Below are 14,359 nucleotides of genomic sequence, written 5' to 3' on the forward strand. Positions count from 1 at the left end.
ACCGCCCCGAGGAGTTGCCCCGCTCATGTCCGACCAGCCCGGCCCGAAGGGCCTTACGCACGCCGCCGTCATGGACTGGCTGACGCGGTTCGCCGCCACCGTACGCTCCGTGGAACCCGAGCTCACCGCGCTCGACCAGAAGGCGGGCGACGGGGACTTCGGCGGCAATCTGGTCACCGGGATGGACGGTGTCCGCCGTGCGCTGGACGCCCTGGCGGCGGGCGCGGGGAACGGCGAGAGGGGGCGGAGGGGCCCGGACGCGCCGCTCGACGCCGCCGCGCGGGTCTTCCTCGACGATGTCGGCGGCACCAGCGGTCCCCTGTTCGGGCTGCTCTTCCAGGAGCTCGCCGACGCGCTGGGGGTGGCCGCCGACCCGCCCGGGACCGCCGCGCTGGCCCTGGGCACCGCCGCGGGGACGGCCGCGATCCAGCGGGTCGGCGAGGCCGAGGTGGGCGACAAGACGATGGTGGACGCCCTCGTCCCCGCCGCGCGGGCCCTCGCCTCCTGTGAACCCACCGCCGACCCCGCGTACGCGCTCCATGTGGCCGCGGTGGCGGCCCATCGGGGCGCCCGGTCCACGACCGATCTGCGCGCCCGGCGCGGGCGTGCCAGCTATACCGGCGACCACGCCCGTGGCGTCCCGGACCCGGGCGCCCTGACCGTCGCTTTGCTGTTCGCCTCCGCACACGCCGAGCTGACCTCGCTGAGCCGGCTCCCCGTGTCCTGAGGAGGAAGGCCGAGCTCATGAGGGGATCCCCGCACGTGCCGCCCGCCGGTGAACGCCGCGGCCGGGCCGCACGTACTGGGATCCGAGTCCTGGGCCCGCATGGGACGGGCAGAGCGGGGCAGACGACCAGGATTCGACTGTCGGCTCGATCGAAGGGGTCCGGGAGAAGCTGTGCAGCAGGAGACCGACACCCGTGTGACCACACCCCCGGCCGTCGTCCCACGACCGCGCGAGGGCGGCGCGTCGGGCGGCCGGACGCGCGACCCGTACTTCGACAACGCGAAGTACCTCACCATCGTGCTGGTGGCATGTGGCCACGCATGGGAGCCGCTCACCTACGACAGCCGGGCGGCCACCGCGATCTACCTGCTGGTGTACGCGTTCCACATGCCCGCGTTCGCCCTCATATCGGGCTACTTCTCGCGGAGTTTCGATATGGCGCCGGGCCGGGTGAAACGGCTGCTCACGGGTGTCGTCGTGCCGTATGTGGTCTTCGAGGTCGCGTACACGCTCTTCTACCGCTGGGCACAGGACGATCCGGACTATCCGATCAGCCTGCTCGACCCCTGGTATGTGATGTGGTTCCTGGCCGCGCTGTTCATCTGGCGGATCACCACCCCGCTGTGGCTCGCGCTGCGCCACCCGGTGCCGGTCGCGCTTGCGGTGGCCGCGCTGGCATCCATTTCGCCCGAGGCCGGTGGGGATCTCGGCCTGCAGCGGGTGCTGGCGTTCCTGCCGTTCTTCGTGGTCGGACTCACCTTGCGACCGAGCCACTTCACCCGGCTGCGGACCCGGCGGACCCGGCTGATCGCCCTTCCGGTGGCGGCCTTCGCCCTGTGCACGGCGTACGCGGTGGCGCCCTGGCTGGACGCGGAGTGGTTCTACCACCGCAAGAGCGTGGCGGCGCTGGACGGCGTACCGTCCTGGGCCGGTCTGCTCACCACGCCCGCCCTCTTCGGTCTGGCGCTGGTGCTGACGGCCTGCTTCCTGGCCTGGGTGCCGGGGCGCCGGACCTGGTTCACCGCGCTCGGTTCGGGGACGCTGTACGGCTATCTGCTGCACGGCTTCATCATCAAGTCGTCCCGTTTCTGGGACTGGTACGACCATCCGTGGCTGCACACCCCGCTCGGGGAGCTCGCCGTCACCGCGGCCGCGGTGCTCATGATCACCGTGCTGTGCACGGGACCGGTGCGACGGGTCCTGCGCTCGCTGCTGGAGCCACGCATGGACTGGGCCTTCCGGCGCACCGGTTCCTGAGGCGGGCCGTTTCCTGGGGCCGGTTCCTGAGGGCGGGCCGGTTCCCGAGCCGGACGCGGTTCTGCCGTCAGCGGCGGCGGACCTTGAGGGTGTTGTCGGTGCGGGTGGCCGGCTGTCCGTCGGGAGCGGTCATGTTCTCCACATGGACATCGCTGACGAGGACGTCCCACTCCCCGTCCGCGAGGTCGAGCCCGGCGAGCACCTCCTCGGGCGTGGGGAAGTGGAACTCCGGACCGGGGTCCGGCGCCCAGGACGGGAATGCGGCGTGTCCGGTGATCAGCAGCACGCCGCCCGGTGCGACGGCCGCCGCCGCGGTGCGCAGGATCTGGTCCCGGGGCAGTTCCAGCCGGGAGTGGAAGAAGTAGGCGGAGACAAGGTCGAAGGTGCCGGCCGGGAAGGACTCGGACAGGTCGTGTCGCTGCCACTCGATGTGGTCGCCGACACCTTCCGACGCCGCGTGTCCGGCGGCGCGGTCCAACGCGACCTGTGAGACGTCGACGGCGGTGACCCGCCAGCCCTGCCGGGCGAGCCAGATCGCGTCGCCGCCCTCACCGCAGCCGAGGTCCAGCGCGCTGCCAGGAGTCAGCCCGGTGGTCTCGCGCACCAGAGCGGCGTTGGGCCTGCCGCTCCAGACGCGGTCCTCGGCACTGTAGAAGGTGTCCCAGAACTCCTCGGGCGAGGTGTCGGGCGAGATGGTGTGCGGGTCGGTGGTCATGTCAGATGCGCTCCCTTCTTTCCGGACAAGAGAGTGCACACGGCCGCGGCCACTTGACAAACTTCTTTGCCGGGGTAGCAAATGAAAGGTATGGCTGACGAAGACCTCACCGAGGTACTGACCGCCGTAGGACCCCGGCTGCGGGCGTTGCGGCGCACCCGTGGCACCACACTGGCCCAGCTCAGCGAAACGACCGGGATCTCGCTGAGCACCCTGTCGCGACTGGAATCGGGGCAGCGCAAGCCGACCCTGGAGCTGATGCTGCCGCTGGCCAAGGCGTACGGAGTGCAGCTGGACGAGCTGGTGGGGGCGCCCGCCACCGGAGATCCCCGGGTCCATCCGCGGCCGTTCACCCGACAGGGCCAGACGTTCGTTCCACTGACCCGCTATCTGGGCGGGCTGCACGCCTACAAGCAGATCATGCCGCCCCGGCCGCAGGGCGTGCGCGATGAGCCGCTGGAGCAGCGGGTGCACGAGGGCTATGAGTGGCTCTATGTGCTCTCGGGGCGGCTACGGCTGGCGCTGGGTGAGCACGACCTGGTGCTCACGTCCGGTGAGGCCGCCGAATTCGACACCCGTACGCCCCATGGCTTCGCCAACGCCGGGGACCAGCCGGTGGAGTTCCTCTCCCTGTTCGGGGCGCAGGGCGAGCGCATCCATGTCCGCGCCCGCCCTGCCGGTACCTGACCCGCCCCGTATCTCGCCGGGGGCGTTCACCCCGAGGGCTCGTCCGGGACGGGCCGCTCGGGGTGCACGCTTCCGGTCTGCGGCTTCCCCTGCCGTCCCGTGCCGGACTCGTCCGTCTCGGGGACGTCGTCCCCGAGATCCGGCTCCTGGCCGGCGCCCGCCACGTCCAGGTGGTCGGGGCCATCCTGCGCCTGCTGGTCGGGGAGGTCCCTGGGGATCCCGCCCCGGTCCTCGCGTTCCTCTCGTTCCTCCGGTCGCCGGTCGTCGCTCACGATGCCGCTCCTTTCGTCGATTCGTCGATGGAGGGGGCACAGCAGGGGCGATTACCCGCGAGCGTCGGCGGAATGCATGGTCAGCGCCGATGGGATGCGGCCACCTTTACGCCACGTGTCCGCGCGGGCGGCTACTCCCCCGGCTCCAGCACATACAGTTCCGGCAGGTTGACCACGATGGCCTCCTGGGTGCTGCGGGCGATGACCACCACCGCCTCGTCGTCGGGGTCCGGGTTCTCCTCCCGGTGCGGCACAAACGGCGGAACGAAGATGTAGTCGCCCGGGCGGGTGCGCAGCCGGACCTCCTCGACATGTCCGTCCCGCTCCTCGGCGAAGACGAACTCGGGGTGGCCCCGCACCACGAAGATGGCTGTCTCGGACTCGCCGTGGTGGTGGTTGGCGGAGGCGGTGTCCGGCGCCACATGAGTCTGGCCCATCCAGAGCCGCTCGGAGCCCACCGACTGACCGCTGATCGCGGCGAACCGCCGCATGCCCTCGGTCTGGGCGGTGCCGGGGTCGACGTCCTCGGTGCGGATGTGGTGCAGACGCATCCGCAACGGACTGTCGGGGGCGGTGGCCTTCAGATCCTCCAGATGCGGATGGAACGCGTCATGCTGCTGCGCGGGGTCGCCGCCGGGCGTCGTCATGACACCGACCGTAGAAAGCCCGGGTAATGGATGTCAACAGGTATCCTTTCCCCCACCAGGCACAACACCATGAAATCCACGCTGCATAATGGCCGTATGCAGATCTCGGCGAAGGCGGACTACGCGGTCCGGGCGCTGGCGGAGCTGGCCGCGGACGCGGGCAGGCCACTCACCTGTGAGGCGATAGCCACCTCCCAGGGCATCCCCTTCCGGTTCCTCAAGGCGGTCTTCCGTGATCTGCGCCAGGCCGGTCTGGTGCGCAGTCAGCGCGGTTGCGAGGGTGGCTACTGGCTCGCCCGCGACCCCGCCGAGATAACCCTCGCGGACATCGTGCTCGCCGTGGACGGGGCGTTCCTGACGCTGCGCGGTGAGCGGCTGGACGACCTCGGCTACCACGGCCCGGCGGCCGGACTGCCCGGGGTGTGGCGCGGGATGGAGGACCATGTGCGCCAGGTGCTGACCGCCACCGCCCTGAGCGATCTGGTCCGCGAGCGGCTGGCGGCATGACGCCGCCCACGAGCCCGGACCGGTCCCGGAGCACCGGGGCGGACGGCGGCGGGGCCGTCGAGATCGTGGAGTACACCGATCCGGCCTGCCCGTGGGCGTGGGGTTCCGAGCCCGCGTTCCGCCACCTGCGGGCCCTCACCGCGGGGCGGGCCCGCTGGCGCCGGGTGTTCGGCATCCTCTTCGACGACGGCGACGATCCGGCGCCGGACCCCGCGGCCGAGACCGCCTGGTACAGCCGCTATATCGCCGATATCGCCCGCCATACGCGGGCGCCCTACGCTCATCGGCTGCGATGGGTGGCGGCCACCAGCCGGCCGGCCTCGCTCGCCGCGAAGGCGGCCGAGCGGCAGGGCGCGATCGCCGCGGAGCGGGTGCTGCGGCGACTGCGCGAGACCACGTTCGTACTGGGCACTCCGGCCGATACGGCCGAGCGGGTGCTCGGCGCCCTGACGGGGCTCGACGGTGTCGATGTGGGGCGGCTGGGCGCGGAGATGGGCGAGCCGTCGGTGGTGGCGGCCGTCCGGCAGGACCACGCCGAGGCCCGCGACCCGATCCCGGAGGCGTATGCCTTCCACGCCCCGGGGCCGCATGGCACGGGCGTCAAGGAAACCGACGACGGGGTGCGCTACGCGCTGCCCACGCTGGTGTTCTCCGGCCCCGGCGGGCGCATGGCCGCCCCAGGGTGGCGGAGCATGGCCGAGTACACGGCGGCGCTGCGCACGGTGGCTCCCGGTCATCTCTGGCAGGCGGCCCTCATCGGCGCCGAGGAGGCCCTGGCGGAGTACCGCAGCCTGACCGGGCCCGACCTGTCCCTGCTGACGGGCCGGGCCACTCCCCCGCCCACGGCCGTACGGGTGGAGACGGCGGGCGGGCCGCTGTGGCTGCACCCTGACGAGGCCGCCACCCATCCGGCGCTCGCCGCCCCGTCAGAACTCAAAAGCCCCAGGTCGTAGCCGTCTTACCCCATGAGACACCTAAAGGTGTCCATTGACTTCGCCGCCCCTCGCCCCGCACCATGGGCACATGCTGACGACGCACCCCGGTGTGGTGTGCCGATACGTGGACTTCCGGCGCACCGCCAGCGCCATCTGTCGCTGATCGCCCCCTTTCGCCGACGCGATCTGCCACGTCCCGAGCGCCTCGCCCCGCTCGTTCCCTTCGCTTTCCTCCCCGGGCCCCACCGCCTCCGGCCTTCATGACCGCTGCCCGTCCGCGTGTCCTCGCTGTCGTGTGCGGCCGTGTACGGCCGTGTGCTCACGGCCGTCCGGGGGCAGTTGACACCACGAAAGGCGACGTCCCGTCATGACTTCCGCCGCCCCGCCACTTCCCGTCCGCCGTCCGCCCGATCCACCACCGCGCCCCGCTCCGGACCGGCGCTCCGTGCTCGGGCTCGCCCTGGGGGCGGGGGGCTCCTTGCTGCTGTCCGCCTGCGGCGGGGTGGCGACGACCGGGGCGGGCGGCGGGGGCGAGACCCTGCGCTGGGGCTGGGATCTGCCCTCCAGCTGGGACCCGGTGTTCTCGTCCAAGGGCTGGGATGTCCACCTGCTGTCGCTCGTCTACTCCGGGCTGACCCAACTCGATGCCAAGGGAGGCGCCAAGCCCGCGCTCGCCTCCTCCTGGCGCTACTCCCACGACGGCCGGCGCCTCACCTTCACCCTCCGCCGTGGCCTGCGGTTCGCCGACGGCACCCCGGTGAACGCCGAGGCCGTCAAGAAGAGCGTCGAGCGCGGCAAGAACCACCCCAAGTCCCTGATCGCCTCCCAACTGACCAGCATCGACACGGTACGGGCCCCCGACGCGCACACCGTGGTCCTCGAACTCACCGAGGCCGACTACCAGTTGCCCGCACTCCTGGCAGGGAAGACCGGCATGGTGGTCAGCCCCACCGCGTTCGGGAAGGACGAGGAGCGGCTGGCCACCAGGCCGGTCGGCCACGGCCCGTTCCGGCTGGTGTCCTACACCCAGAACTCGATGGCGAGCCTGCGCCGCGACCCCGCCTACTGGAACGCCGAACACATCGCCGTCGAGCGCTTCGAGGCGTATCCGAAGCCCGATGAGACCACGGCGCTCGCCGCGCTCCAGTCCGGGCGGCTCAATGTGGCCCAGATCCCGTTCAGCCAGGTCGAGGCGGCACGTGAGGCCGGTTTCACGGTGCAGCTCATCCCGTCGATGGTGGTGCGCGTCCTGGATGTGAACACCGCCATGAAGCCCTTCGACGACCCCGCCGTCCTCAAGGCCCTGAAGTACGCCGTGGACCGCCAAGCCCTGCTGGACAGCGAGCAGTTCGGCCATGGCGAGGTGGACCACCAGCCCTTCCCGCCCGGCTATACGGGCTTCGACCCGGCGCTCGGCGCGGTGTACCGGCACGACCCGGAGCGGGCGCGCGCACTGCTGCGGGAGGCCGGACACCACGACGGCGTCGAGGTGACCATCACCACCGCCCAGCCGCAGGGCGCTCCCGAGCAGTTGCAGGCGCAGCTCAACCGGGCCGGGTTCCGGGCCCGGATCGAGGTCATCCCCGAGGCGCGGGCGTCCCAGGTGGTGTACGTCCAGCACTCCCGTGCCCTGTACCTCGACCAGTTCGCCGGGCGGGAGTCGCCGGTGCAGGCCATGCAGGTGCTCTTCGGCGCGGAGGGGCTGATGAACCCCTCCCGCCGTACGACGCCCGAACTGGACGCGGCCGTGGCCGCGGTGCGCCGCACCCCCCTGGAGTCGCCGCGCTATCCGGAGGTGCTGCGGGCGGCCACCGCGGTGGCGGTGCGCACGATGCCGAATGTGTTCCTCTACACGGTGCCGCGCGCCCTCGCCCGTACACCCTCCGTCTCCGCCATCCCCTCGCTCCCGGTGGTGCAGCGGTTCGAGGGGGTGACGGCCGGATGACCGCGCTCGCTCCGCATCTCGCGGACACCCGGCGGAAGCCCGTACGGGCGGGCCGTCTCCCGCGCTCGCTCGGCCGCGTCCTCGCCACGGCGGGCACGGTGTTCCTGCTGTCCTCCGCGCTCACCTTCGGTCTCGGCGCGCTCTCCGGGGCCAATCCGGCGGCGGCGGTGCTCGGGGAGACGGCGACCCCCGCCGACATCGCCCGGATGAACCATCAGTTCGGCCTCGACCGGCCGCTGTGGGAGCAGTACGTGTCGTGGCTGGGGCATGCCTTCACCGGGGACCTGGGCCGCTCGTGGTTCACCACGGTCCCGGTGGCCGACAGCATCCGGCAGGCGATGCCGGTGGATCTGTCCATCGCCGGGCTCGCGCTGCTGATGGCCGTGGTGCTGGGCGGAACCGCCGGTGTCGCCGCCGCGCTCCGGGCCGGCGGACGGCTGGACCGCGCCGTCACCGCGCTGTGCGCGCTGCTCGGCACCCTGCCCGGTTTCGTCGTGGCCATCGCGCTGGTCACGGTGTTCTCGCTGAAGCTGGGTTGGCTGCCGTCCGGTGGCTATGTGCCGCTGGACATGGACCCCGCGCAGTGGCTGCGGTACACCGTGATGCCCGCGCTCGCACTGAGCCTGGAGGCCGCTGCCGCCATCGCCCGTCAACTGCGCACCTCGCTGGTGGGGACGTTGCGGGAGAACTATGTGACGGGTGCGGTGATGCGCGGACTGCCCGCCCGGCGCGTGGTGTTCGGCCATGCCCTGCGCAACGCCGCGGGACCGGCGCTGACGGCGCTCGGGATGAGCGTGCCGATGCTGCTCGGCGGTGCGGTGGTCACCCAGCAGATCTTCGCGCTGCCCGGTCTCGCCCAGCTCACCCTGCAGTCGGCCGAGCAGCACGACATCCCGGTGATCCAGGGGACGCTGCTGGTGACCATCGCGGTGGTCCTGGTCGTCAACGTGGCCGTCAACGCGGCGCTGCTCGCGCTGAATCCCGCCGCCCGGCGCCGGGAGGTGACGCCCCGATGAGGACGTTGCGACGGGCATGGGGACATCCGTCCGCCAAGGTGGCGTTGCTGGTGCTGCTGGCCATCGCGCTGCTGGCGGCGTTCGGCGGCCGGCTCGCGCCGCATGACCCGCTGGCCCAGCACCCCCGGAACATGCTGCGCGGCCCCGGCCCCGGCCATCTTCTGGGCACCGACTATCTGGGCCGCGATGTGCTCAGCCGGCTGCTGGAGGGCAGTGGCCGCTCGGTGGCGGGCGCCGTGGAGGCGGTCGCTGCCGCGATGGCAGTGGGGGTGCCGACCGGACTGGCCTCGCTGTGGATGGGGCGCGTGGGCGAGTGGATCGCGCAGCGCGCGGTCGACGCGCTGATGACGCTGCCGTTCACCGTGTTCGCCATCGCGGTCGTGGGCGCGCTGGGCAACGGGATGCACCAGGCCATGCTGGCGCTCGGGGTGCTCTACGCCCCGCTGTTCTTCCGGATGACCCGCGCCGCCGCGCTGAGCCTGCGGCACGCCCAGTACGTGGAGTCGGCCGAGCTGTTCGGCGCCTCGGTCGGGCGGGTGCTGCGCACCCACATCTGGAGCAAGGTCCTGCCGACGGTCATCGTCACCGCCGCCCACGCGCTGGCCACCTGTCTGCTGGTGGTCTCCTCGCTGACCTTCCTCGGGGTCGGTGTGCAGCCCCCCGCAGCCACCTGGGGCGGCATGCTCGCCACCGACCTGGGCTTCCTCACCCAGCAGATCTGGGCACCGCTGTTCCCGGCCGCGCTGATCGTCGTCACCGCCGGTGCGCTCAACCTGCTGGCCGACGCCGTACGGGACGCCGGGGCGGACGAGTTGCTGCCCGGCGGCGCACCGGAGACGGCCACCGGCTCCCTGGGCGCCACCGCCGACACCCCCGACACCTCCAAGGAGCAGGCCGATGCCGCACTCCCCGCCGCCTGACCCCGCCACGCCCGGCGGCCCCGGCGGCCCCGGCGCCCTGAGCCAACGGCCCGCCGCGCTGGCGGTCGAGGGGCTCGGCGTCACCGTCGCGTCCGGACGGCTGACGGCCGTACGCGATGTGTCGTTCACCGTGGGCCGCGGTGAGGCCGTCGGCCTGGTCGGCGAATCCGGCAGCGGCAAGACCCTCATCTGCCGGTCGGTGCTCGGACTGCTGCCGCCGGGCTGCGCGGTGTCCGAGGGCGAGATCACCCTGTCCGGTGAGGCGCTGACCGGGCTGTCGCGCCGGGAGTGGGACCGCGTACGCGGCACTCGGGTGGGCGCCGTCTTCCAGGACCCCGCCTCGTATCTCAACCCCGCGCTGACCGTGGGGCGTCAGCTGACCGAGGTGCTGCGGGTGAAGCTGGGGCTGGACCGCGCGCGGGCCGGTGAGCGGGCCGTCGAGCTGTTCACCGCGGTCGGGTTGCACGACCCCGCCGAGGTCGCCCGGCGCCATCCGCACGAGCTGTCCGGCGGGATGCTGCAGCGTGTGCTGATCGCCGTCGCGGTGGCCTGCGCCCCGGATCTGCTGGTGGCCGACGAGGCGACCACCGCGCTGGATGTGGTGGTCCAGGCCGAGGTCCTGGAGCTGCTGGCCCGGATGCGCGCCGAGCAGGATCTGGCGTTGCTGCTGGTCAGCCACGATCTGGCGGTGATCGCCGAGGTGTGCGACCGCATCCTGGTGGCGTACGCCGGGGAGCTGGTCGAGGACGGCCCGGCCGAGCGGGTGCTGAACGACCCCCTGCATCCGTACACCGAGGCGCTGTTGCGCGTGGCCACGGTCGGCGACTGGGAACGGCGCGAGCTGGAGGTGATCCCCGGCGCGCCGCCCGAGGTGGGCGCGCGGCTGCCGGGCTGCCGGTTCGCCGACCGCTGCGCGTTCGCCGCGCCCGAGTGCCTCAGCGGTCCGGTGCCGCTGCGCGAGACGGCCGACGGGCGGCGGGTGCGGTGTGTCCGCGGCGAGGAGATCGAACGGTCGCGGGCCGGTGCGCGCGGCGCCCGGGAGGTGGCGGTATGAGCGGGCTGCTGGAGATCTCCGGCCTGACCGTGGCCTTCGGCCGGCGGGACGCGCGGCCGGTGCTGGACGGTGTGGAGCTGTCCGTGGGCGAGGGGGAGATCGTCGGGGTCATCGGGGAGACCGGCTCCGGCAAGACCACGCTGGCCCGTACGGCCGTGGGCCTGGTCCCGCCGCGCTCGGGCCGGGTGGTCTTCGACGGGCGCGAGATCTCCGGGCTGCGAGGGCGCGCGCTGCGGGCGTTCCGCCGTTCGGGGCGGCTGAGTTACGCGTTCCAGGATCCACTGCGGGCCCTGGACCCGGAGCTGACGGTCCGGCGGGCGGTGGCCGAGCCGCTCGCGGTCGCGGGGGATCTCGGCGGCACGGAGATCGCCGCACGGGTGGACGAGGTGCTGGAGACGGTGGGCCTGGACCCGGCGCGCCTCGGCGATCGGCTGCCGGGCGCGATCTCCGGCGGTCAGCGCCAGCGGGTGCTGCTCGCGCGGGCGATCGTCACCCGGCCCCGGCTGCTGATCGCCGATGAGCCGGTGAGCGCCCTGGACGCCTCCAACCGCAACCGGGTGCTGCGGCTGCTGGACCGGCTGCGCACCGAGCGCGGGATGGCCGTCGTCGTCATCTCGCACGACCTCAGCTCGCTGGCGGGCATCGCCGACCGGGTGGCGGTGCTGTACCGCGGCCGGGTGGTGGAACAGGGGCCCGTACGGGAGGTGTTCGGTCGGCCGCTGCATCCGTACACCGCGCTGCTGATCGCCTCCGCGCCGAGCGTACGCGCCGGGGGCGGGCCGGGCGCGGCGGCGCTGCGCCCGGCGGCGGAACCGCCCGCCTGGACGGCGCGGGAGGGCTGTGTCTTCGGCCACCGCTGCCCGTTCGTCATCGGCTCCTGCCGCACCGCGCCCGCGCCGGCCCCGGTGGGCCAAGGGCGCACCGCCGCCTGCCACCGGGTGCCCCAGTGGCGTGAGCTGGTGGCCGGGGCGGCTCCCCCGGTCACCGCGAAGGGGCCGCCGGAGCTGGTGGCGGCCGCCGGAGAAACAGACAAGGAAGCCGGGCGGTGACCATCCCCCCGGCCACATCCCGCCCCTCGGAGAAAGGCTGACGATGTCCGTCGAGTTCATCGGAATGATCGGCACCCATGAGGTGTCCGAGATCCACCCGGCCCGTGGCCCCGTCGTGGACGCCGAGTACACCCTGCGGTTCGCCCGCGCCCATGAGGACGCGGGCTTCGACCGGGTGCTGATCGGCTATGGCTCCGCCACCCCGGACGGCGCCCAGGTGGCCGCGTATGTCGCCGCGCGCACCGAGCGGCTCGGGCTGCTGGTGGCCCATCGGCCCGGCTTCGTGGCGCCCACCCTGGCCGCCCGTACGTTCGCCACCCTCGACCAGTTCTCCGGCGGGCGGGTGGCCGTGCACATCATCAGCGGCGGGCGCGACGCCGAGCAGCGGCGGGACGGCGACTATCTGGGCAAGGACGACCGTTACGCCCGCACCGATGAGTATCTGGAGATCCTGAAGCGGGCGTGGACGGATGAGGAGCCGTTCGGACACGACGGCCGCTTCTACCGCTTCGAGGACTTCCACGCCGAGGTCCGCCCCCATCAACGGCCGTGCATCCCGCTGTACTTCGGGGGCTCCTCCGAGGCGGCGTACGCCGTGGGCGGCAGGCACGCGGACACCTTCGCGCTGTGGGGCGAGCCGCTGGCCGAGACGGCGGAGCAGATCGCCTCCGTGCACCGGGCCGCCAAGGCCGCGGGCCGGACCGAGCCGCCCGGTATCAGCGTGTCCTTCCGGCCCATCCTCGGCGCGACCGAGGAACAGGCGTGGGAGCGGGCGCACCGGATCCTCGACACCATCAGGGCCCATGGCCCGGCGGGCTCCTTCACCTCCTCCCGGTGGGGCCGCGAGGCGCTCGGCTCACCCACGACCGGGGGCACCGACCCGCAGAACGTCGGTTCCCAGCGGCTGCTGGCCGCCGCCGCCCGGGGTGAGCTCCACGACCGGGCGCTGTGGACGGCGACCGCGGCGGCCACCGGGGCCGCCGGGAACTCCACGGCGCTGGTCGGCACCCCGGAGACGGTCGCGAAGGCGCTGCTGGACTACGTGGACATCGGCGTCACGACCCTGCTGATCCGCGGTTACGACCCGCTGGACGACGCCGTCGGCTACGGCCGTGAGCTGCTGCCGCTGGTCCGCCAGGAGCTGGCCCACCGGGCCGGTGGGGGCGCCGCGTAAAGATCTCCTCAATCTCTCTGAACACAACTCGTGCGCCGCCCGTATCCACTGCCGGGTCGTGCTCGTCGCGGATGAGCGGATCCCGTAACCCCCCAACAGGAGGTCATGAGTTGAGCCATAAACGCGTACCCAAGCGAAAGATCGTGTTCGCGGGGGCCGGGGCCGCCGCCGTCGCGGCGGCCGCGATACTGCTGCCCAACGCCAACGCCTCACAGGACGACAAGACCGAGGCCGCCCAGCCCAAGAAGGTGGACGCCGCCTCGGCGGCGGACATCGCGGCGCAGCTCGCGTCACAACTGGGCGAGGCGTTCGGCGGGGCCTACTACGACAAGGACAAGCAGCAGGTCATCGTCAATGTCGTCGGCGACAACAACAATGTGAACGTCGAGGTCAAGAGCGCCGGCGCGGTGGCCAGAAGCGTTGACAACAGCACCAAGGCGCTGCAGACCGCCGCGAAGACGCTCAAGACCAAGGCCACCATCCCGGGCACCGCCTGGTCGGTGGACCCCAAGACCAATGAGCTGCGGGTCACGGCTGACTCCACCGTCACCGGGGCGAAGTGGGACACCCTCGAGTCCACCGTGAAGTCGCTGGGCGATGGCATGGCCACCCTCAAGAAGTCCACGGGCGAGTTCAAGCCCTTCGTCGCGGGCGGCGACGCCATCTTCGGCGGCGGCGCGCGCTGCTCGCTGGGCTTCAACGTCACCACGGACAGCGGCGCCCCGGCGTTCCTCACCGCCGGCCACTGCGGCGTCGCCGCCGAGCAGTGGTCGGACTCCCAGAACGGCGCGCCGATCGGCACCGTGCAGGACGCCACCTTCCCCGGTGACGGTGACTTCGCGCTGGTCACCTATGACGACGCCAACACCGAGGCCCCGTCCACGGTGAACACCGGCGACCAGAACGTGGACATCGTCGGGGCCGCCGAGGCCGCGGTGGGCCAGCAGGTACAGCGCATGGGCAGCACCACCGGGCTCAACGACGGCTCGGTCACCGGTCTGGACGCGACGGTCAACTACCCCGAGGGCACGGTCAGCGGGCTCATCCAGACCGATGTCTGCGCGGAGCCCGGCGACAGCGGCGGCCCGCTGTTCAGCGCGGACGGCAACGCCATCGGCCTGACCTCCGGCGGCAGCGGTGACTGCACCTCCGGCGGTGAGACCTTCTTCCAGCCGGTGACGACCGCGCTGGAGGCGGTCGGTGCGCAGATCGGGGACGGCGGCGCGGCCGGAGGCGGCGGCGCGGCGGACGGCGGCGCCGATGACGGCGGGGCCGCCGGGGACGGCGCGGGCGCGGACGGCGCCGGTGGGGCTGCCGAGAACGGCTGACCCCACGCGACCCGGGGTGTCCCGCGCCGTCACCGCGGGACACGCCGGGAGCCGCGATGGGGCCGGGCGGCCCCGGGAGCGGCGACAGGCCGGGGCCCGGAGCGGCGACAAGCCGGACAGCCCCAG

General features: G+C 72.7%; 15 protein-coding genes. 12 read left to right on the forward strand and 3 right to left on the reverse strand.

Annotated elements, in window-relative coordinates:
- Positions 1-25 precede the first annotated feature (25 nt).
- Positions 26-727, forward strand: coding sequence for a DAK2 domain-containing protein (locus J5X86_RS12715; protein WP_208516847.1), 702 nt, complete (start codon positions 26-28; stop codon positions 725-727).
- A 171-nt stretch (positions 728-898) separates the two neighbouring features.
- Positions 899-1,984: an acyltransferase family protein gene (locus J5X86_RS12720; RefSeq protein ID WP_208516848.1), complete on the forward strand. Its 1,086-nt coding sequence runs from the start codon at positions 899-901 to the stop codon at positions 1,982-1,984.
- 67 nt (positions 1,985-2,051) lie between these two features.
- Here J5X86_RS12720 and J5X86_RS12725 read toward each other — a convergent pair whose 3' ends face one another.
- Positions 2,052-2,699 (reverse strand): bifunctional 2-polyprenyl-6-hydroxyphenol methylase/3-demethylubiquinol 3-O-methyltransferase UbiG, encoded by a 648-nt coding sequence (locus tag J5X86_RS12725; RefSeq protein ID WP_208516849.1) that lies wholly within the window; start codon positions 2,697-2,699, stop codon positions 2,052-2,054.
- Between the two features lie 90 nt (positions 2,700-2,789).
- Here J5X86_RS12725 and J5X86_RS12730 point away from each other — a divergent pair, with 90 nt between their 5' ends.
- Positions 2,790-3,386: a helix-turn-helix domain-containing protein gene (locus tag J5X86_RS12730; protein ID WP_208516850.1), complete on the forward strand. Its 597-nt coding sequence runs from the start codon at positions 2,790-2,792 to the stop codon at positions 3,384-3,386.
- A 26-nt stretch (positions 3,387-3,412) separates the two neighbouring features.
- Here the strand turns inward: J5X86_RS12730 and J5X86_RS12735 are convergent, their stop codons facing one another.
- Entirely contained in the window at positions 3,413-3,658 is a 246-nt protein-coding gene (locus tag J5X86_RS12735) for a hypothetical protein (protein ID WP_137963902.1), read from the reverse strand.
- Positions 3,659-3,789: 131 nt separating this feature from the next.
- A complete protein-coding gene (locus J5X86_RS12740; protein ID WP_208516851.1) occupies positions 3,790-4,305 on the reverse strand; it encodes a cupin domain-containing protein in 516 nt (171 codons plus the stop codon).
- Positions 4,306-4,401: 96 nt separating this feature from the next.
- Here J5X86_RS12740 and J5X86_RS12745 point away from each other — a divergent pair, with 96 nt between their 5' ends.
- The 9 genes from J5X86_RS12745 (at position 4,402) to J5X86_RS12785 (ending at position 14,233) form a co-directional block, all read left to right on the forward strand.
- Positions 4,402-4,812, forward strand: coding sequence for an Rrf2 family transcriptional regulator (locus tag J5X86_RS12745; RefSeq protein WP_078638440.1), 411 nt, complete (start codon positions 4,402-4,404; stop codon positions 4,810-4,812).
- Positions 4,809-5,765 carry a DsbA family protein gene (locus tag J5X86_RS12750; protein WP_208516852.1) on the forward strand — a complete coding sequence of 319 codons (957 nt, stop codon included), beginning with the start codon at positions 4,809-4,811 and terminating at the stop codon, positions 5,763-5,765. The genes J5X86_RS12745 and J5X86_RS12750 overlap by 4 nt, the downstream gene beginning before the upstream one ends.
- 349 nt (positions 5,766-6,114) lie before the next feature.
- Positions 6,115-7,692, forward strand: coding sequence for an ABC transporter substrate-binding protein (locus J5X86_RS12755; protein WP_208516853.1), 1,578 nt, complete (start codon positions 6,115-6,117; stop codon positions 7,690-7,692).
- Complete coding sequence (locus J5X86_RS12760; RefSeq protein WP_208516854.1) at positions 7,689-8,708, forward strand: ABC transporter permease; 1,020 nt, start codon at positions 7,689-7,691, stop codon at positions 8,706-8,708. The genes J5X86_RS12755 and J5X86_RS12760 overlap by 4 nt, the downstream gene beginning before the upstream one ends.
- Positions 8,705-9,628, forward strand: coding sequence for an ABC transporter permease (locus tag J5X86_RS12765; RefSeq protein WP_208516855.1), 924 nt, complete (start codon positions 8,705-8,707; stop codon positions 9,626-9,628). The genes J5X86_RS12760 and J5X86_RS12765 overlap by 4 nt, the downstream gene beginning before the upstream one ends.
- Positions 9,606-10,682: an ABC transporter ATP-binding protein gene (locus J5X86_RS12770; RefSeq protein WP_208516856.1), complete on the forward strand. Its 1,077-nt coding sequence runs from the start codon at positions 9,606-9,608 to the stop codon at positions 10,680-10,682. The genes J5X86_RS12765 and J5X86_RS12770 overlap by 23 nt, the downstream gene beginning before the upstream one ends.
- On the forward strand, positions 10,679-11,731 hold the full coding sequence (locus tag J5X86_RS12775; protein WP_208516857.1) for an ABC transporter ATP-binding protein: 1,053 nt from the start codon (positions 10,679-10,681) through the stop codon (positions 11,729-11,731). The genes J5X86_RS12770 and J5X86_RS12775 overlap by 4 nt, the downstream gene beginning before the upstream one ends.
- Positions 11,732-11,774: 43 nt before the next feature.
- Positions 11,775-12,905 (forward strand): LLM class flavin-dependent oxidoreductase, encoded by a 1,131-nt coding sequence (locus tag J5X86_RS12780; protein ID WP_208516858.1) that lies wholly within the window; start codon positions 11,775-11,777, stop codon positions 12,903-12,905.
- A 110-nt stretch (positions 12,906-13,015) separates the two neighbouring features.
- Positions 13,016-14,233: a S1 family peptidase gene (locus tag J5X86_RS12785; RefSeq protein ID WP_078638448.1), complete on the forward strand. Its 1,218-nt coding sequence runs from the start codon at positions 13,016-13,018 to the stop codon at positions 14,231-14,233.
- Positions 14,234-14,359 lie beyond the last annotated feature (126 nt).

This window comes from Streptomyces sp. NEAU-YJ-81 (assembly GCF_017592595.1).
Classification (GTDB): Bacteria; Actinomycetota; Actinomycetes; order Streptomycetales; family Streptomycetaceae; genus Streptomyces; species Streptomyces hygroscopicus_B.